This is a genomic window from Corallococcus sp. Z5C101001 (genome assembly GCF_007352635.1).
GTDB classification, from domain to species: Bacteria; Myxococcota; Myxococcia; order Myxococcales; family Myxococcaceae; genus Corallococcus; species Corallococcus silvisoli.
In genome coordinates this window covers 38,521-56,239 of the sequence record NZ_VKLU01000021.1, presented here as the reverse complement: position 1 = coordinate 56,239, position 17,719 = coordinate 38,521, and the positions used below count along the sequence as shown (strand labels likewise).

Annotated in this window: 15 protein-coding genes; 6 read left to right on the top strand and 9 right to left on the bottom strand. The window is 71.7% G+C overall.

Annotation, left to right across the window (positions count from 1 at the left end; translation table 11 throughout):
• Window positions 1–10 precede the first annotated feature (10 nt).
• The 3 genes from FOF48_RS33995 to FOF48_RS33985 form a co-directional block, all read right to left on the bottom strand.
• The gene (locus tag FOF48_RS33995; RefSeq protein WP_235685823.1) at window positions 11–400 is read right to left on the bottom strand and encodes a hypothetical protein; all 390 of its coding nucleotides are present in this window, start codon (window positions 398–400) and stop codon (window positions 11–13) included.
• 246 nt (window positions 401–646) lie between these two features.
• Window positions 647–1,615, bottom strand: coding sequence for a porphobilinogen synthase (gene hemB / locus FOF48_RS33990; protein ID WP_143908747.1), 969 nt, complete (start codon window positions 1,613–1,615; stop codon window positions 647–649).
• 63 nt (window positions 1,616–1,678) lie between these two features.
• Window positions 1,679–1,888, bottom strand: a complete 210-nt coding sequence (locus FOF48_RS33985) for a hypothetical protein (RefSeq protein ID WP_143908745.1) — start codon at window positions 1,886–1,888, stop codon at window positions 1,679–1,681.
• Window positions 1,889–2,274: 386 nt separating this feature from the next.
• Here FOF48_RS33985 and FOF48_RS33980 point away from each other — a divergent pair, with 386 nt between their 5' ends.
• The 4 genes from FOF48_RS33980 (at window position 2,275) to FOF48_RS33965 (ending at window position 8,499) form a co-directional block, all read left to right on the top strand.
• Window positions 2,275–3,177: an ABC transporter ATP-binding protein gene (locus FOF48_RS33980; protein ID WP_255442979.1), complete on the top strand. Its 903-nt coding sequence runs from the start codon at window positions 2,275–2,277 to the stop codon at window positions 3,175–3,177.
• Complete coding sequence (locus tag FOF48_RS33975) at window positions 3,174–4,013, top strand: hypothetical protein (protein WP_143908743.1); 840 nt, start codon at window positions 3,174–3,176, stop codon at window positions 4,011–4,013. The genes FOF48_RS33980 and FOF48_RS33975 overlap by 4 nt, the downstream gene beginning before the upstream one ends.
• 2 nt (window positions 4,014–4,015) lie before the next feature.
• Window positions 4,016–5,137, top strand: a complete 1,122-nt coding sequence (locus FOF48_RS33970; protein ID WP_143908741.1) for a hypothetical protein — start codon at window positions 4,016–4,018, stop codon at window positions 5,135–5,137.
• A gap of 128 nt (window positions 5,138–5,265) precedes the next feature.
• Window positions 5,266–8,499, top strand: a complete 3,234-nt coding sequence (locus FOF48_RS33965; protein WP_143908739.1) for a fused MFS/spermidine synthase — start codon at window positions 5,266–5,268, stop codon at window positions 8,497–8,499.
• Window positions 8,500–8,538: 39 nt separating this feature from the next.
• On the opposite strand, the gene FOF48_RS33960 is transcribed toward FOF48_RS33965, so the two are convergent.
• The 4 genes from FOF48_RS33960 to FOF48_RS33945 form a co-directional block, all read right to left on the bottom strand.
• Window positions 8,539–9,276 carry a DUF6268 family outer membrane beta-barrel protein gene (locus FOF48_RS33960; protein ID WP_143908736.1) on the bottom strand — a complete coding sequence of 246 codons (738 nt, stop codon included), beginning with the start codon at window positions 9,274–9,276 and terminating at the stop codon, window positions 8,539–8,541.
• 363 nt (window positions 9,277–9,639) lie between these two features.
• Window positions 9,640–10,434 carry a tRNA1(Val) (adenine(37)-N6)-methyltransferase gene (locus FOF48_RS33955; RefSeq protein WP_143908734.1) on the bottom strand — a complete coding sequence of 265 codons (795 nt, stop codon included), beginning with the start codon at window positions 10,432–10,434 and terminating at the stop codon, window positions 9,640–9,642.
• A gap of 7 nt (window positions 10,435–10,441) precedes the next feature.
• Entirely contained in the window at window positions 10,442–11,587 is a 1,146-nt protein-coding gene (locus tag FOF48_RS33950) for a DUF1015 family protein (protein WP_143908732.1), read from the bottom strand.
• Window positions 11,588–11,654: 67 nt separating this feature from the next.
• Complete coding sequence (locus FOF48_RS33945; protein WP_186002184.1) at window positions 11,655–12,914, bottom strand: hypothetical protein; 1,260 nt, start codon at window positions 12,912–12,914, stop codon at window positions 11,655–11,657.
• Between the two features lie 95 nt (window positions 12,915–13,009).
• Between FOF48_RS33945 and FOF48_RS33940 the strand changes: the two genes are divergently transcribed.
• A complete protein-coding gene (locus tag FOF48_RS33940) occupies window positions 13,010–14,494 on the top strand; it encodes a deoxyribodipyrimidine photo-lyase (RefSeq protein ID WP_235685821.1) in 1,485 nt (494 codons plus the stop codon).
• A 93-nt stretch (window positions 14,495–14,587) separates the two neighbouring features.
• Window positions 14,588–14,914: a polyhydroxyalkanoic acid system family protein gene (locus tag FOF48_RS33935; protein ID WP_143908730.1), complete on the top strand. Its 327-nt coding sequence runs from the start codon at window positions 14,588–14,590 to the stop codon at window positions 14,912–14,914.
• Window positions 14,915–14,930: 16 nt separating this feature from the next.
• On the opposite strand, the gene FOF48_RS33930 is transcribed toward FOF48_RS33935, so the two are convergent.
• Complete coding sequence (locus FOF48_RS33930) at window positions 14,931–16,682, bottom strand: protein-glutamate O-methyltransferase (RefSeq protein WP_143908728.1); 1,752 nt, start codon at window positions 16,680–16,682, stop codon at window positions 14,931–14,933.
• A complete protein-coding gene (locus tag FOF48_RS33925; protein WP_143908726.1) occupies window positions 16,676–17,710 on the bottom strand; it encodes a chemotaxis protein CheB in 1,035 nt (344 codons plus the stop codon). The genes FOF48_RS33930 and FOF48_RS33925 overlap by 7 nt, the downstream gene beginning before the upstream one ends.
• Between the last annotated feature and the right edge of the window lie 9 nt (window positions 17,711–17,719).

Sequence of the window (17,719 nt, the reverse complement as noted above, 5' to 3'; positions counted from 1 at the left end):
GGGGCGGCGCTCACTCCTCGGGCTCCAGCGTGAGGCCCTCTTCGGTGGGCTCCGGCTCGTCCAGCCCCGCCAGCTTCGCCAGCCGCTCGTGCGCGGACAGCGGGTGGACGAAGGGCACCACCGTCTGCGACGCCTCGCCCGCCTGCTCCGCCGCGAGGTGCGCCGTGAGGCTGCCCCCTTCCGACATCCGCAACAGCCGCTCGCGCGCGCCGTCCTCGTCGTGCTGCGCGGCCTCGCCCTCCCGGGTGAAGAAGACGAACGCCATCGCCGGACGCTTGGAGGACTCGCGCATCGCGAACTGCACGCCGTCCAGGTTCCAGCCCTTCGCGGTCCACTCGTTCAAGGTGCGCTCCAGCGCGCCCTCGTCCACCGTGGACAGCTCCACCACTTTGTACTGCAACGGGCCGGGTTCGCGGATGACTGGAGCGTGGCCTCGACCGGGGCGTTGGCCCGCTCGGGAGGCTGGGGACGTGCGGGGCTTCTTGCCCGCCCGGGCCGTCTGGGAGACGGCGCCGCGTCTGGGCGGAGGCTTCGCGGTTCTGCGTCCGGGCCGCTTCTTGGGGGTGGGCATCGTGTGGGGACCATTTGGGCGCAACGGGCGGAGGCGATCAAGCCCTCCGCCGCGCGCGTGCGCCCGGGGTGTCGCCTAGAGGAGTTTGGCCGCTTCCAGGGCGTGGTAGGTGAGGATCAGGTCCGCCCCGGCGCGCTTGATGGAGGTGAGGACCTCCATCATCACGCGCTCATAGTCCACCCAGCCGTTCTGACCGGCGGCCTTGAGCATCGCGTACTCACCGGAGACGTTGTAGGCGGCGAGCGGCAGGTCGAAGTTCTCCCGCAGGGCGCGGATGACGTCCAGGTACGAGAGCGCCGGCTTCACCATGATGAAGTCCGCGCCCTCCTCCACGTCCAGCGCCGTCTCGCGCAGGGCCTCGCGCACGTTGCCCGGGTCCATCTGGTAGCCGCGCCGGTCGCCGAACTGCGGCGTGCTCTGGGCGGCCTCGCGGAAGGGGCCGTAGAAGCCGGAGGCGTACTTCGCCGAGTACGCCATGATGGGCGTGTCCTGGTGCTTCACCTCATCCAGGGCCTTGCGGATGGCGCCGATGCGGCCGTCCATCATGTCCGACGGGGCGATGATGTCCGCGCCCGCCTGCGCGCACGTGACGGCCATCTGGGCCAGGAGGGGCAGCGTGGCGTCGTTGGCCACGTGGTTGCCGTCCAGGACGCCGCAGTGGCCGTGGTCGGTGTACTCGCACAGGCACACGTCCGCGATGACCTGGAGGTCGGGGACGGCCGCCTTGATCTCCTGGATGGCGCGCTGAACGATGCCGTCGCGCGCGTACGCCTGCGTGCCCTGCGCGTCCTTGTGGTCCGGGATGCCGAAGAGGATGACGGACGGCACGCCCAGGGACTTCGCGTGCTTCGCCTCCTGCACGGCGTGCTCCACCGAGAGGTTGAAGATGCCCGGCATGGAGGAGATGGGCCGGCGGATGTCCCGGCCCTCGACCACGAACAGCGGGTAGATGAAGTCCGTGGGCGAGAGACGCGTCTCTCTCACCATGTCACGGAGGGCCGCGGAGCGGCGCAGCCGGCGGGGGCGGTGGACGGGGTGGGCCATGGGTCGCCGGTATAAACCGCCCGGCCCCGCGCTTCACCCCTTCCGCGTTCCGAACCCGCCTGCTCAGCCTGCGACAGGGCGCCAGGTGCGCTGCTGGCGGCGGCTGTCGCGCGCCATGCGGTCGGCCCGCCGCCCGGCGAGGTCCGCCTCGTACAGCGCCCGCGCGTAGCGCACCTTCGCCGCTTCGGTCCCGCTGCCCAGCTCCCGCTCGGCCGCCTCCAGCTCGCGGCGCGCGTCCTGAAGCTGCTGCTCGGCCCCGTCTGCCCACGTCATGCCCATGTCTCCTGTTGAAGAGGTGTCGCGTGTGTCGGCGGCGGTGTCCCGCCGCGTGTCCCCCTCGGGCATTGCAGGCCCTGGACCAAGGGCACCGTTGGAACCCCCAGGAACGCAACGCCCCGGAACAACGAGGTATCGCGTCGCGGCACGCGCGCGGCGGGTGCGCAAGGCGTTTCCCAGCGGCGCGAATGCGGGAACGCGGTGGGCACGGGAGGATGCAGGGCCGTCCGTTCCTCCCCGGGGTGGGAGGGTGCAATCATCGCCCCGCTGGGTCGTCTACAGTCGTAACCGTGACGACACCCCCACCCGCCCTCGAAGTGCAGGGCCTGCGTAAGACGTATCGCCGGGCGTTTGGCCGAGGAGGCCACGAGGCCCTCAAGGGCATGGACCTCCACGTCCCCGCGGGCAGCGCGTTCGGGCTGATTGGCCCCAACGGCGCCGGCAAGACGACCTTCATCAAGAGCGTGCTCGGCATCGTCCGCCCGTCGGCGGGCGCGGTGCGCGTGCTGGGCGGTTCGCCGGAGGATCCGGCCATCCGCGCGCGCATCGGCTACCTGCCGGAGCGGCTGCACCTGCCGGGCACCTGGAAGGCGCCCGCGTTCCTGGCGACGGTGGCGCGGCTCAAGGGGCTGAAGCCGGATGGCGGCGCGCACACGCGGCTGCTGGAGCGCGTGGGGTTGGCGGAGGCGCTGGAGCGCCGGATCGGGGGCTACTCGAAGGGCATGCGGCAACGGCTGGGGCTGGCGGCGGCGCTGCTGGGAGACCCCGCGCTGCTGGTGTTGGACGAGCCCACGGACGGCATCGACCCCATGGGCCGGCTGGAGGTGCGCCGCATCCTCCAGGAGGAGGTCCGCCGGGGCGTGACCTTGTTCCTCAACTCGCACCTGCTGGCGGAGACGGAGCGGGTGTGTGACCGGGTGGCCATCCTCGCGGACGGGCGCGTGCTGCGCGAAGGCCGGCTGGAGGACCTGGCGAAGGCGGGGGCCCGCTGGCGCGTGCGCTTCGCCCCCGGCGCGGATCCCGCGGCGCTGGCGGCGGCGGGCTTCACGCCTTCGGGAGGAGCGGGCCCGGAGGTCCGTGGCGGTTCCGCCCCCGTGGAGGCGCGGGGGGCGGTTGGACGCGAGGAAGGGGTGTACGCGGTGGAGGCGGCGGACGTGACGGTGCTCAACGCGGCGCTGGACCGGGCGCGAGCTTCGGGCGCGCTGCTGATGGAGCTCAAGCGCGAGGGCGCGGACCTGGAGGCGGTGCTCCTGGGCGCGGTCGGCGGGCCGGGGGTGGCGGCATGAGGAGCCCGGTCTTCGTCATCGCGGGGTACGTGCTGCGCGAGGCGGCGTCGCGCAAGTTCATCCTGGCCTTCATGGTCGGGCTCACGCTGGTGCTGGCCACGGTGGCGCTCAGCCTCAAGCTGGAGGTGGTGGACGGGGCGCTCGCGGCGACGCGGCTGTTTGGCGACGTGGTGCACGCCAGCATCACCGCCGTGGACGTGGCGCTGCGGCCCGTCTTCCGCGCGTCCGCCTACATCGTGTTCTACGGAGGCATCCTCTTCGGGATCGTGGCGTGTTCGGACTTCGCGCCGGGCCTGCTGTCGCCCGGCCGCATCGAGCACCTGCTCGCCCTCCCCTTGCAGCGCTGGCACCTGCTGGCGGGCACGTTCCTGGGGGTGATGACGCTGGCCCTGGGCGGCACGGTGTACGCCGCGGGGGGGCTGACGCTCATCTTCGGGGTGAAGACGGGGTATTGGACGGTGGGGCCGCTGGTCGCGGGGGGGCTGGCGTGCGTGGGGTTCGCGGCGGTCTATGCGGTGATGCTCACCACGGCGACGGTGGTGCGCAGCGCGGCGCTGTGCTCCGCGGCGGGCTTCGTGCTGCTGGTGGGGGGCATCCTGGCGGGGTTCCGCGCGGACGTGTCGCGCTATCTGGAGTCCGGCTTCGGCCGCCAGGCGTTCGACGCGGTGACGCTGGTGCTGCCCCGGCTGTCCGCGCTGGCGGTGCGCGCGGCGGATCTGGCCAGCTCGACGCCGTTGGAGAAGGGTTCGCTGGGAATGCTGTTGGGCGGCGTGCTGGTGTTCGGTCTGGGAGCGCTCACGGTGGGCTTCTGGCACTTCGAGGGAAAGGACTGCTGAGGATGGATTCGCGGGGGCGCAGGAAGGTCTGGCTGCTGGGGGCGCTGATGCTGTTCGCCGTGGCCGCGGTCCTGATGTTCACGGGTCAGGGCGATCCCATGCCGGCGAAGACGCCGGAGGTGGCCTTCCCCTCGCGCATGCGAGGGGCGGACCTGGAGCGCGCGGAGAAGCGGCGCACCTGGGTGATGCCCACGGGGGTGGACGCGGGCGTGGCCGCGCCCACGAAGCCCCGCGATCCGCTGCTCGCGGCGCTGCCTCGGGGCCCGGGGCACACGGCGGTGGTCATCGAGGCGAACGCGCTGCGCTACTCGCCCGTGGGCGAGCTGCTGATGGACTGCCTCTTGCGCGACGGCGGCAAGAACCTGGAGCAGTTCAAGGCGATGAGTGGCGTGGATCCGCTCAAGGACCTGGACCGGCTGGTCATCACCGACGAAGGCATCATCCTCTCGGGCGACTTCAGCAACGCGCACTATCAGGAGCTGCTGGGCGACCGCGTGTCGTCGGACCATGGACCGGGCGCGCGCGTGTACGAGCCGGGTGACACGACGTTCAGCCTGCCGGATGGCGGCACGCAGCGCGGGCGGATGGACAGCGCGGTGGGCACCTGGAACAACCAGATGCTGGTGGTGGGCCGGTCTCCGGATTCGGTGAAGACGGTGTTGGACCGCATGGACGGACGACAGGTGGATGAAGGACCGCCGTTGCTCGATGAGAACAGCACCTACGGGGAGATGTACGGGGTGTTGGCGGTGGAGCAGCTGGCGAAGCTGATGGGACCGAACCAGCCGGAGCTGGCGCGGCGGCTGATGGACGTGGCGCAGAACGTGGAGCTGCACCTGGACACCAGCGGTGACGTGGCCATGGTGGCGAACGTGCGCGGCATGGACGAGGACCAGATGACCGACCTGAGCAAGTCACTGGGGGGCGCGCTGTCCATGGCGCGGATGAAGGCGCAGACGGAGGGCAAGGAGGACCTGGCGCAGCTGCTGGACTTCGCGAAGGTGCGGCCAGACGGCACGTCCTTCAAGCTGGAGCTGGCGGTCCCCCTCTCCGCCCTCCAGGAGCAGTTCGCCTGGTGCCGCGAGGAGCGTCAGGCCGCCGAACGCAAGCAGGCGGCCCCGTAGACGCAGGGCCTGGGGAAAACGGGCCAGATGCCTGTTTTCCCCAGGACACCTGTCGCGGAATACTGCGGCCCGACAGGGAGACGTGACCCGCCACGACCGGGACGGGCGCGCGCTCCTCGAGGGCCGTAATGAACGCACGTGTCGCGAAGGTGGCTCCCCTCCTCTTCGGTTCGGGGCTTTGCGCGCTGGTCTACCAGACAGTGTGGTTGCGAGAGTTCCGCCTCATCTTCGGGGCCTCCACCGCCGCCTCGGCCGCGGTCCTCGCCATCTTCATGGCGGGCCTCGGGCTGGGAAGCGCGCTGCTCGGCGCTCGCGCGGACCGCCAGCCGCGTCCGCTCGACTTCTACGCCAACCTCGAGCTGCTCATCGCCGCCAGCGCCGCCCTCAGCCCCTTCCTCGTCGAGGCCGTTCGCTTCCTCTACATCGCGCTCGGGGGCACACCCGTCCTGGGCCTGGGCCTCGGCACCGTCGTGCGCCTGCTGCTGTCGCTGCTCGTCCTCGCCGTCCCCACCATCCTCATGGGCGGCACCCTCCCCGCCGCCGCCCGCGCCGTCCTCTCCGACGAGGACCCTCACCGCCGCGACCTCGCGCTCCTCTACGGCATCAACACCTTGGGCGCCGTCACGGGCGCCGTCGCGTCCACGTTCCTGCTCCTCGAAGTGCTCGGCAATCGCACGACCCTCTGGAGTGCTTGCCTCCTCAACGCCCTCGTCGCCATCACCGCGCGCTCCGTCAGCCGCTCCATGGAGGCGAGCCCCGCCTCCTCGCCTCCGGCGGAGGCCGCCGCGCCGCCTGCTGCTTCGGCCTCCGTCACCCCGCCCACGGCGCTCGTCGGCACCGCGCAAGGCCTCCCACCCCAGGCCTTCGTCCTCGTCTCCGCCGCCGTTGTCGGCTTCGCCTTCCTCCTCATGGAGCTCGTCTGGTACCGCATGCTCGGGCCTCTGCTCGGCGGCACCACCTTCACCTTCGGCCTCATCCTCGCCCTCGCGCTCCTCGGTATTGGCCTTGGCGGCACCGCCTACACCGTCTTCTTCCGCCACCGCCCCGCCACCCTCCAGGGCTTCGCGCTTACCTGCGCCGCCGAAGCCGTCCTCATGGCCGTCCCCTTCGCCCTCGGCGACAGGCTCGCCATCCTCGCCGCACTCCTCCGCCCGCTGGGAGGCCTGGGGCTGAGCGGCATGGCGCTCGGATGGACGTTCATCACGTCCATCGTCGTGCTGCCCGCCGCGTTCGTCTCTGGCGTGCAGTTCCCCCTGCTGCTCGCGCTCATCGGTCGCGGGCGGCAGGACGCAGGACGCCAGGTGGGGCAGGTATACGCGTGGAACACGGGCGGCTCCATCGTCGGCTCCCTCGCGGGTGGCTTCGGCGTGATTCCCCTCCTCTCCGCGCCCGTCACGTGGCAGGCCGTCGCCGGTCTGCTCGCGGCACTCGGCCTTGCCGCCGCGGTCCTCTCCTTCCTTCGCGAGCGACAGCGCGGCGCCTTGATTCTCCCTGCCCTCGCCACCTCCCTCGCCATCCTCCTGCTCACCGCCCAGGGCCCCACCGCCGCCTGGCGCCATTCCGGTATCGGCGCGGGCCGCTCGGGCCTCCGCGACCCTGACATCCAGCAGATCGACCGGTTCCTGTCCTCCTTCCGCGCGGACATCGCCTGGGAGCACGAGGGTGTGGAGAGCAGCGTCGCGCTCGCGGATGACAACGGGCTCAACTTCATCGTCAACGGCAAGGTGGACGGCAACGCCATCGGCGACGCGCCGACGCAGATCATGTCGGGCCTCCTCGGCGCGCTCCTCCATCCGGATCCCCGCGCCGCGCTCGTCATCGGCCTGGGCACCGGCAGCACCGCGGGCTGGCTCGGCCGCATCCCTTCGATGGAGCGCGTCGACGTCGTGGAGATCGAACCCGCCATCCTCGAGGTCGCTCGCCGCTGCCACGCCGTCAACGAGAACGTCCTCGACAACCCCAAGGTCCACACCTCCATCGGCGACGCGCGCGAGGTGCTCCTCACCACGCCCCAGCGCTACGACATCATCTTCTCCGAGCCCTCCAACCCCTACCGCGCTGGCATCTCCAGCCTCTTCACCCGCGAGTTCTACCAGGCCGCCAAGCAGCGCCTCGCGGAGGGCGGACTCTTCCTCCAGTGGCTCCAGGCCTACGAGGTCGACGCCCTCACCATCCAAAGCGCCTACGCCACCCTCTCCTCGGAGTTCGCGTCCGTGGAGACGTGGCAGACCCACAGCGGCGACCTGCTGCTCGTCGCGTCCGAGAAGCCGGTCCCGCACGATCTGGCGAAGCTTCGCGTACGCATCACCGAGGAGCCCTATCGCCGCGCCCTCTACTCCGTGTGGCGGACCGACGAGCTCGAGGGAGTGCTCGCGCACTTCATCGGCAACGCGGGGTTCGGGCGGGCGGTCGCGAAGGGCGGCTCGGAGATGATCAACACGGACGACCTGTCCTCCATGGAGTTCGCCTTCGCGCGCAACGTCGGCCGCGCCACCGGCTTCTCCATGGCGGACCTGCGCCGGGTGGCAGGTCGGCTCCACCTGGACCGCATGGAGTTCGCGGGCGGGACTCCGAACTGGACCCGCGTGGAGGAGCTGAGGATCTGGTTGGGCTCCACCGTGCTCGAACAGATTCCCGAGCCCGTCCTCCCCTACAAGGCCTTCGTCTCCGCGGCGCTCGCGGGCAACGACGCCCAGGTGCTGACCCTGTGGCGACAGATGAAGCGGCAGCCCCAGGGTCCGCGCGAGCTGTACTCGCTGGCCCGCGCCCTGGTGATGACGAGGCATCCGGACGCGCACGCGGCCGTGCAGTCGCTGAGGGCCCGGCTCCCGGTCGACGCGGACATGCTGGAGGCCCTGTCGCTGGAGTCGCAGGGACAGGATGCGCGCGCGGTGACGCTCCTGGAGCGCGCCTTCACGGCCCTGCGCGAGGATCCCTGGCCCGTGCGGCCCCTGACGGATGCGGCGCTGGATATGGCGCTGCGGGTGGCCCAGCGCTCACCGGAGCTGGGGCGGCGGCTCTACACGGCACTCGAGCAGCCCTTCGCCGTCAGCGCTGCCACCAGCCTGCGGGAGCTGACCCGGGCCCAGATCGCGGTCGCCGCGGGCGGCGCGGAGCTGTGCGCGGATGGACTCGCGCCCCTGGAGCCGCACGTGCCCTGGAACCACGCCCTGCTCCTGGCGAGGGCCGAGTGCTACGCGCGGCGGGCGGACCCTCGCGCCGACGCGGCTCGGGAGGACCTGGAGCGCTACCTGTCCCAGATGCAGCCATCGTTCATGGACCGCGTGGGAGTGGAGGCGGCCCCCACGGGGACGCAAGCGGGCCCGGAGCCCCTGGCGGACGACACCCCGGCGACCAAGTAGGCCACGGCCCTCCGGCAATGGCACCTCCCGGCCCCGGAGTCAGGGGGCCGGGCGCGACATCCGCGCCTTCTCCCGAGCCGGCGAAGGACGCCAGCCCAGCATCATGCGAGCGTACGGCGTGGGCCCCATCTTGAGCCCTGGGATGTTCAGGTTGTCGCGCTGGCGGTCGAGCAGCGCGTAGTCGTTGATCAGCGACAGGCCCACCGTGGAGCTCAACCAGAGGTCGCTGCCCAGGTGGACGTTGACGGTGGGCCCCGCCCGGACCTGCAGCTCGCGCAGGTAGTGCGCGTCCAGCGCCTGCATTTCAGGCGCGAACCGGGTGCGGAGCACCTGGACGTCGAGGGCGCCCACGATCCCCAGCTCCACCGTGTCCCCCAGCTTTCGCAGCAGCGTGAGCCGGGGCAGGCCCACCTCCACGACATAGGGGCCCCGGCGATAGGTCACGTTCGCGAGGGGAATCACGGGAAGGCCATCGAAGGGCCACAGCGCGACCAGCCCGAACGACACCGCGAAGCCGGGTGTGTCCCCCAACTGATGGCTGGCCATCACGTACGTCACCCAGGACGTGTCGAGCGCGAGGTCGAAGGACGACTCGAAGTCCGTGCGGGTGCTGCCCTGCACCCCGGCGATGAGCATCCAGCGCGGCGCCACGGGCCGCACGAGCGTGAGCCCCAGCTGGATGCGATGGAACCGGCGATCCACCTCATCCTCGCCCGCGCCTCCAGGCCGAGGCACGTTCGCGCCCATCCGCCGCGTCTCGTAGCCGACCGAGGGCAACAGGTGCCGCCCAGGACGAGCGGAGGCAGGGGCACCCGCAGCTCCAGCAGCCGCCGCTCTTCCACGCGCGTCCGGCCGGCCTCCAGCGCGCCGCCGCCCATGAGGCTGAAGCCCACATAGAGCCGGTCGGCCTGTGTCTGCGCCAGGGCACGGCCACCGAAGAGAACCAGCACGGCCGCGACCCAGCCGCTCCAGGCCTGGATTCGCCATCGCACCGCGCAGTGGAGGTCCACGCGCATCGCACCCTGCCTTCGCGAGACGGGGCCTCCGGTCCAGGCCCCAGGGCGGGGACTCTACCCTGCCCGGCCGTCTGGAGAGATGCCTGTTTTCCCCAAGACAGTTGGAGCTGGGGCGCCCGGCCGCTCAGCCGACCATGGCGTTCACCTCGTCGCTGAAGGCCGGGTCCTCGTCCGCGTGGACGAGGAGCGGCGGCAGCACGGTGAGGTCCGGCCGGCCGCCCTTCACCGCGTGGAGCAGCACCAGCTTCGCGGGCCGATCCATCCTCGGGTGCACCATGCGCACCGTGCGTGGCTCCAATTGGAGCGTGCGCAGCACCGACACCAGCTCGCTGAACCGCGACGCGGGGTACACCATGCACAGCCCTCCCCGGGGCACCAGCAGGTAGGCCGCGGCGCGCACCACGTCCGGCAGCTCGCAGGCGATCTCATGCCGCGCGAGCGCCTTCTCCAGGGACAGGTTGCTGCGGCCCGCGGTGCGCGCGCGGTAGGGCGGATTGCACACCACGTGACCGAAGCTGCTCGCGGGGAACATCTCCGGCACCTGCCGCAGGTCGCCCTGCACCAGTGACACCGCGCCCTCGCTGCGGTTCAGGTACACGTTGCGCTCGGCCAGGGAGAACAGCCCCGGCTGCAACTCCAGCGCGGTGAGCTCCGAGCGCCCGAACCGCCGCGCCAGCACCAGCGGGATGATGCCGCACCCCGTGCCCAGGTCGAGCAGCCGCCCCCGGTGCGCGCCCGCCTCGAACACGGCGAAGTGCGCCAGCAGCACTGGATCCAACGTGAAGCGGTAGCCCAGCCGGCGCTGGAGCACCTGCACCTCACCGCCGCAGATGGCGTCGAGCGTCTCCCCCGGCCCCGGCTCCAACCGCAGCCGCACCCGGCGGGGCCAGTCCTCCGGGGTTCCCGTCAGCGCCCGCACGTGGCCGTCAGACTTCGGGATCCATGAAGAGCAACCCCGCTGGCACGCGCGGCTCCACCCGCAGGGTGCGCGGCGGCAGCGTGGCCTGAGCCTCCATCACCGCCCGCACCTCCCACACGGGCGGCGGGTTGAGCGCGAAGCCCGCCTGGAACGTGCCGGCCTCCACCCCTCGCACCAGCGCCTCCAGCCCATGCACCGGATACACCTGCGGATGTCCGGAGGACTCCGGCTCCTGGATGCCCAGCACCGTGCGCAGCACCAGCGCGTTGAGCAGCGCCAGATCCAGGCTGCGCAGCGTGGGGTTCCGGGGCGCGCCCTTCAGGTGCGCCAGATCCAACCCCTGACGGAAGCGCAGGATGCGGCCCCGCCCTCCCGGCAACACCAGCAGCACCGCGTGCTGACCCGGCACCAGCGTGGCCAACCGCTCCCGCGCGGCCGCCAGACCCTGCGGCGTGGTGAGCGGCGCGTCCAGCTCCATCACGCGCGCATAGGCCGACACCAGCGTGAGGAACGTGTCCTCCTGGAAGGTCTCCACCCCCTTGAGCGCGCGGTGGATGGGGCACAGCTCCAGGCCCGGCTCGGACAGCGGCACCACCGCCGCCAGGGACGCGCCCTTCTCACTCAGCGCCGCCAGGGGCCGCATGGGCGCTTGATCCAACACCGCCTGAAGCCGCTTGGACACCGGCGAGGGTTCGATGCGCAGGAGCGACACCGGGCTGCCGTCGTACTGCCCCTTCCAGACGGAGATGCCGCGCTCGGCGGCCTCGGCCAGCAACGCGCGCAGGGCGCCATGGTCATCCGCCACCAGGGTGACGGCGGGCTCCACCTCCCACGCGCGCGGCCGGTAGGGGTCCTGCTCCAGCGACGGCACCGCGTCCGGTGTCAGCGCGCACAGCAGGTATCGCACCGGGGGACCGGAGAACCGGCCCGCGGGCCCGTGCAGCTCCACGACGTAGAGCGCCGGACGGGCATCCTTCAGCAGGCCACCGGCGTCGCGCAGGCGGCGCAGCTCCGCGCTCGGGTTCGCGGCCTCCAGCAGGGGCCGCACGTGCGTGGGCAGCGGGGCCGCGTTTCCGCGAGGAGGACCGTCACCGGGCTCCAGGGAGGAGTCCAGCGAGGCCAGGAGGGCCGAGAACGGGAGGACGCGCGCCATACCGGGGAAAGGTGGTGCCGCCCCTCCCCACGCGCCAGGACGCCTGCTCGCCCGTCCTCCAGGCCGTCTACCACCAGACGTTCTTGTAGGGCCGGTCCTTGGCGGAGTGCCCGCTTCGCAGCGCGGACCGGTCCACGCTCTCCTCCCACAGCAGGCTCACGGTGGTGATGGCGCCCGCGGAGCCCAGGAAGGACAGCACGTAGGGCGTGGACTGGTTGAAGCCGCCCAGCACCACCCCGGAGAGGAGCAGCACCGCCGCGCCCACGCCCGCGCCGAAGAAGTCCGCGCGCAGGATTTGGGACGGCGTCGGGTTGTAGCGCATGGTCGCCAGCGCCAGCACGCCCGCGCCCACGCCCGGCGAGATGAGCAGCATGTCCTTCCACGTCTTGCCGGAGATGGACGTGCCGGAGAAGTGGACGATGGCCAGCAGCAGCGCGCTGTACGCCGCCGCCCAGCCCGCGCCGGAGGCCACCAGCAGTCCGTCCGCGAGCGGAAGCTGTCCGCCGCCAATGCCCGCCGTCAGCCACGCGCCCAGCTCCGCGCCCAGGAAGGCGGACCAGGTGAGCACGCCCGGGTCCTGCGTGATCAGGTCCATGAAGCCCGCGAAGAACATGCCGCCCACCAGCGAGTTGGCGATGCTGAAGTTCGCCATGGGCGTGTCCACCCAGTTGTTGAACTGCCACCACGCGGACGCGCCAAAGCCCAGGCCCGCGCCGATGAGGGTGCCCGCGAGCATCGACTCGCGCGAGCTGCGGTCGAAGCTGAAGTCCTTGGCGAAGGCCTGGGTGAAGAAGCCGCCCAGCGCGCCCATCGCGGTGTGGTGCAGCACGAACCGCAGGCTTCCGGGACCGGAGAGGAAGGGCCCCCGACGCCGCTGGCCGTCCAGGTACATGCCGCTGTTCTCCGGCGGCGGGCGGATGCGGGCGGCCGCGGCCTCCGCGTCGGACGTGGACTCCTGGTGCACGCTCAACGGCCGCTCGGTCAGCGGGGCCTGCGGCTCGGTGCGCAGGCGGTCCGGCTCCGGCGGCAGGCGGGGCGCGTCGCTCGCGGGAGCGCCTGTGTCGAAGGGGTCCGTCGGCCGCGCGGACCCATCCGCGTCCGGGCTCGACGAGGGCCGTCCGTAGGCGTCGTCGGACGGCGCCGCGGGCTGGGACGGCGGAGCCTCTTGCGACGGCGGCGCCGCGTACATCGGCGGCGCGGGCGCGGGCGGCGGCTGGGGCGCCGGGTACACGCCCGTCCCTCCCGCCTGCGCGAAGGCCATGCCGGGCAACATCAGCGCGACAGCGAGGACGGTGACAGGGAGGTTCCAGGTTCGACGGTGTGACACGCGTAGGGCTCCTTGGGTCCGGCCGTTTGGCAGAAAACCACAACCGGTTGGCGGGTGTTGGTTTTCCGCCGCGCGTCAAAGATTCTCGCGAGCCCATGCCTGAAGGAATCTCGTGGTCCGAACTCGCGGTCGACTCCGCTCGAATCCAGGTGGTGAAGGACGTCCCCTTCCCTCCAGGACAGCGGGACTTCGTTCTCTACTGGTGCATGGTCAATCACCGCTGGGAGGAGAACCACGCGCTGGACGCCGCCATCGCGCTGGGCAACCACCTGGGCCTGCCGGTCGTCGTCTACCAGGCCATCCGCCCGGATTACCCCTATGCGTCGGAGCGACTTCACGCGTGGGCGCTGGAGGGCATGGCGGACATGGCCCGGGGCTGCGCCGCGCGGGGGCTGCCATACTGGCTGGAGCTGCCGCGCACGGCGAAGGAGCACAAGCACCGGCTCGCGAGCCTGGGCAAGCGCGCGGCGGCTGTCGTGTCGGACCTCTTCCCCACGTACATCATCCCGGGACACCTCCGCGGCGCGGCGAAGGCGCTGCACGTGCCGCTCATCGCCGTGGACGCGTCGTGCGTGGTGCCCATGCAGCGCATCCCCGCGGCGCAGGTGGGGGCGTACGCGCTGCGGCCCAAGCTGCGCAAGCTGTGGCCGGAGTACCTGGAGCACCTCCTGCCCAAGCGCAAGGCGCGGGTCTCGGGAGCGTCGCTCCAGCCGGACTTCGACCTCTCCGACGCGGCCGAAGCGCGGGCCGCGCTGGACACGTTCGCGGTGGACCACGCCGTGAAGCCCCTGGCGGAGCGCGGCGGCCGCAAGGCGGGCCTGAAGGCCCTGGACGCCTTCCTCCACGAGCGGCTGAAGGACTACGACACCGGCAGGAATGATCCGGGGCGGGGCATGCAGTCCAACCTGTCTCCCTACTACCACTGGGGCAACCTCTTCCCGGGCGAGGCGGCGCGCGCGGCCATCGCGGCGAAGGGCAAGGACCACCCCTCGGTCCAATCCTTCCTGGAAGAGCTGCTCGTGCGCCGCGAGCTGGGCTTCAACTACTGCTTCCACACGCCCGGCCCGAAGCAACTGAGCGTGGCCTCCCTGCCCGCCTGGGCGCGCGAGACGCTCTCCCGCCACCAGAAGGATCCGCGTCCACACCGCTACACCTACGAGGACCTGGACCAGGGCCGCACCGAGGACCCGCTCTGGAACGCGGCCCAGCGCGAGCTGCGCGAGCGCGGCCGGATCCACAACTACCTGCGCATGCTCTGGGGAAAGAAGATCCTCGAATGGAGCCCCACGCCGCAGGAGGCCCTGGACCGCATCGCGCGGCTCAACGACACCTACGCCGTGGACGGACGCGACCCGGCGAGCGTCGCCAACTTCATGTGGGTCCTGGGACTGCACGACCGGCCCTTCCAGGAGCGCCCGGTGCTGGGGAAGGTGCGGCCCATGAGCTCGCTGCGCACCGCGGAGAAGTTCGACCTGGCCCCGTACCTGGAGCGCTGGGGCGCTCCACCCGGAGCGGCGGCCCCCGCCCCCGCGAAGGCGCGGCGCCCCCGGAAGAAGGCCCCCCGCCCGGCCGGCGGATGACAGACGCGCGAAGACGGCGGTTCACTTTCCGGCCCGGTGTCACTAAACCGCTCGGACGCACCCTCTTTCATCCGCGGATACAGGAGTCACGCCATGGGCACGTTGAAGTTCGAAGTCCCCCACAACCTTCCCAAGGACGAGGTCAAGAAGCGCGTCGAACAGCTCCTCCAGTACTGGGGCAGCAAGTACGGCGTGAAGTCGGACTGGCAGGGCGACGAGGGCGCGAAGCTCGCCGGCAAGGTGATGGGCATCAACCTGGATGCGAGCTTCGTCATCACCGACAAGGCCGTGTCCGGTGAGGGCACCGACCCCGGCATGCTCCTGCGCAGCCAGGCGAAGACGTACCTGCAGAAGAAGTTCGGCTCCGTGCTGGATCCAGCCAAGAGCCTGGAGCAGGTCAAGGGCGGTCTGAAGGACTGACCCCCCGCCGGGCCCTTCAGCCCGGCTGTTCCTCCAGCGCGGCCAGCGCATAGCGGGCCGCGCGGGAGATGGCCTCCGCCGAATCCAGCATCTCCGGGTAGTGCCCCGCCAGCGGGCGCTGCGGGTACTTCAGCTGCGCCACCGCGTTGCGGTAGCTGCGGCGGGCCGCCTCGAACTCCTGCGTGCGCTCCTGCACCTGCGCCAGCAGGTAGTGGCCAATGGCCAGCGTGGGCTCCAGGAAGAGCGCCTTGCTCAGCTCGGAGCGGGCCTCGGCCAGGCTCCCCGCCTGCATCGCCGCCACCCCGCCAAAGACGCGCGCCTCCACGCACAGGGGCTCGCGCTGGAGCGCCTGGCCAAAGGTGTCACGCGCTTCTCCAATGTGGCCGGTGAGCGAGTACAGGTTGCCCAGCGTGAGGAGCGCGTCCAGGTCGGACGGCTCGTCCACCAGCAGGCGCTTCACCCCATCGATGGCGCCGGCGAAGTCCCCTTGCACCATCTTCCGCACGGCCATGTTGAGGCGCTCCGCGGGCGGCAGCAGCTGCGGCCACGAACCGCTGGAGCGCACGGCGCCGCCGTCCACCCCGGGGCGGGACGCGGCGGTCTCCACCCGCACCACCGGGAACGCACCGGAGGGCCGGTCCGTCGTCGCGCGGCGGGGCGCGTCCACGGCGCGAGGCGGTTCGGTCCGGAGCGCGGGGAACTCCCCCGTGCGCCGCCCCGCCAGGGGGCTCACCGCGGGCATCTCCGTGGTGGGCCTGCGGGGCGCGTCCCCGGAGCGGACCCCGGACGCCTCGGCGATGCCCGCCGCGCGCAGCTTCGCCGCGGCCTCCGCGCTGGCCTGGAGCCGCTGGCGCAGCTCCTGCGCGAAGGACTCCGGACTGCCCGGGCGCGGCGGCGGCTCCGTGGCCAGGGACACGCGGGGAGGCGGCAGGGGGCGCTCCCCCAGCGGGCGCCGGTACACGAACGCGCCGTCCACTTCGATCATCTCGAAGCGGTCATAGACCTTGAACAGGCTCTCCGAGTACCCCAGGAACAACAGCCCGCCCGGGCGCAGCGCCGCGAGGAACCGGTCCATCAGCCCGCGGATGGTGGGCAGGTCGAAGTAGATGATGACGTTGCGGCACAGGATGAGGTCCAGCGACGCGGGCGACACCTTGTCGAACACCGGCGCGGCCAGGTTCTGGCCGTCGAAGCGGATGTACTCGCGCAGGATGGGCGACGCCTCGTAGCCGTCCTCCACCGAGCGGAAGAAGCGCTGCAGGCGCTCCGGACCAATCGCCATCGCCCGCCGCGTGGAGAAGCGCCCCTGCCGCGCGGCCTCCACCGCGGCCAGGTTCAGGTCGGTGGCCCACAGGTCCACCTCCACCGCGAGCGCCCCCAGCTCCGCCATCACCAGCGCCAGGCTGTAGGGCTCCTCGCCAGTGGCGCAGCCCGCGGACCAGATGGACACCCTGCGCATCTCACGGCGGGCCCGCGCGAGCATCTCCGGCAGCACGCTCTGCTCCAGCGCCCGGAACTGCTTCGCGTCGCGGAAGAACTCCGTGTGCCCCACCGTCACCAGCGGCAAGAGCGCGCGCAGCTCCTCCTCGCCGCTCGCGCTCATCAACTTCTGCAGGTACTTCTCCGGGTCGCTCAGGCCCAGCGCGGGCATGCGCGTGGACAGCGCCAGCCGGAGGCTGTGATAGCCATCCAGGGTGATCTTCAGCCCTGCCCGCTCCAGGAGGAGCGAGGAGAGCTGCTGGAGCACCTTGTTGCCCACGTTCAGCACGCGTCCACCCACTGCACGAGCGTCGGAGCGATGACATCCAGCGGCAGCACCTGCTGCGCCGCGCCCAGGAGCACCGCCTCACGAGGCATGCCGTAGACGACGCACGTCGCCTCGTCCTGCGCGATGGTACGCCCTCCCCGCTCGCGAATCTCCTTCAGGCCCCTGGCGCCATCACGGCCCATTCCCGTCAGGATGACGCCAATGCACCGCGAGCCGAAGGCCTCCCCGGCCGAAGTGAGCAGCATGTCACACGATGGGCGGAAGCCTCGCAGGGCGGGTCCCGAATCCAGTTCCAGACGGCCATCCGACTTCACCAGCAGATGTCCTCCCGAAGGCGCGATGTACACCGTGCCCGGCTCCATCCACGCGTCGTGCGTCGCCTCGACGACGCGCAGCGCTGTCTCCGTGGACAGCCAATGCGCCAGGCCCTCCGTGAAGCCCTGGCTGATGTGCTGACAGTAGGCGATGGGCGCCGGGAATCCCCGCGGAATCATCCGCAGCACCTGCGCCACCGCCTTGGGCCCGCCCAGCGACGCGGCCAGGGCCACCAGGGGAAACGGAGCTGTCGGTCCTTCCTGCGCCTGCTGCGCACGGGAGGCCCGGGGTGAGGCCGGTGGTGAGCGCACGCCCTTCACCTGCGCGAGCATCACCAGCTTGCGGCCGACGGCCGCCCAGAAGTCCGGCCCCGGGCTCATGGGCCGGTCCATCACGTCCAGCGCGCCCAGGGCCAGCGCCTGGAACGCCTGTTGTCCGGTGAGCACGCCCGGGTGCAGCGCGAGGATGGGCGTGGGCCGCACGGCCATCACGCGCTCGATGGCGCCCAGCGCCTCCGAGGAGAGGAGGTCCACCAGGAGCACGTCCGGGAAGTGGCGCCGGACGACGCCCTCCGCGCCCGCGTACTCCGCCTCCGGGGGCCCCACGGCCACCAGGGACTCCCCGTCGAAGAGCCCGCGCACCAGCGCGCGCAGGCCCCGCCCCACCAGGAGGACCCGGAACGCGAGTCCCGTCACCGCCGTGCCGCCGCCCACGAGAGGCTC

Coding starts and splice junctions, on each gene's coding strand:
- hemB (WP_143908747.1), bottom strand. CDS start 1,615: ATGGCCCACCCCGTCCACCGCCCCCGCCGGCTGCGCCGCTCCGCGGCC.
- FOF48_RS33985 (WP_143908745.1), bottom strand. CDS start 1,888: ATGACGTGGGCAGACGGGGCCGAGCAGCAGCTTCAGGACGCGCGCCGC.
- FOF48_RS33980 (WP_255442979.1), top strand. CDS start 2,275: ATGGACCTCCACGTCCCCGCGGGCAGCGCGTTCGGGCTGATTGGCCCC.
- FOF48_RS33975 (WP_143908743.1), top strand. CDS start 3,174: ATGAGGAGCCCGGTCTTCGTCATCGCGGGGTACGTGCTGCGCGAGGCG.
- FOF48_RS33970 (WP_143908741.1), top strand. CDS start 4,016: ATGGATTCGCGGGGGCGCAGGAAGGTCTGGCTGCTGGGGGCGCTGATG.
- FOF48_RS33965 (WP_143908739.1), top strand. CDS start 5,266: ATGAACGCACGTGTCGCGAAGGTGGCTCCCCTCCTCTTCGGTTCGGGG.
- FOF48_RS33950 (WP_143908732.1), bottom strand. CDS start 11,587: ATGGCGCGCGTCCTCCCGTTCTCGGCCCTCCTGGCCTCGCTGGACTCC.
- FOF48_RS33940 (WP_235685821.1), top strand. CDS start 13,010: ATGCCTGAAGGAATCTCGTGGTCCGAACTCGCGGTCGACTCCGCTCGA.
- FOF48_RS33935 (WP_143908730.1), top strand. CDS start 14,588: ATGGGCACGTTGAAGTTCGAAGTCCCCCACAACCTTCCCAAGGACGAG.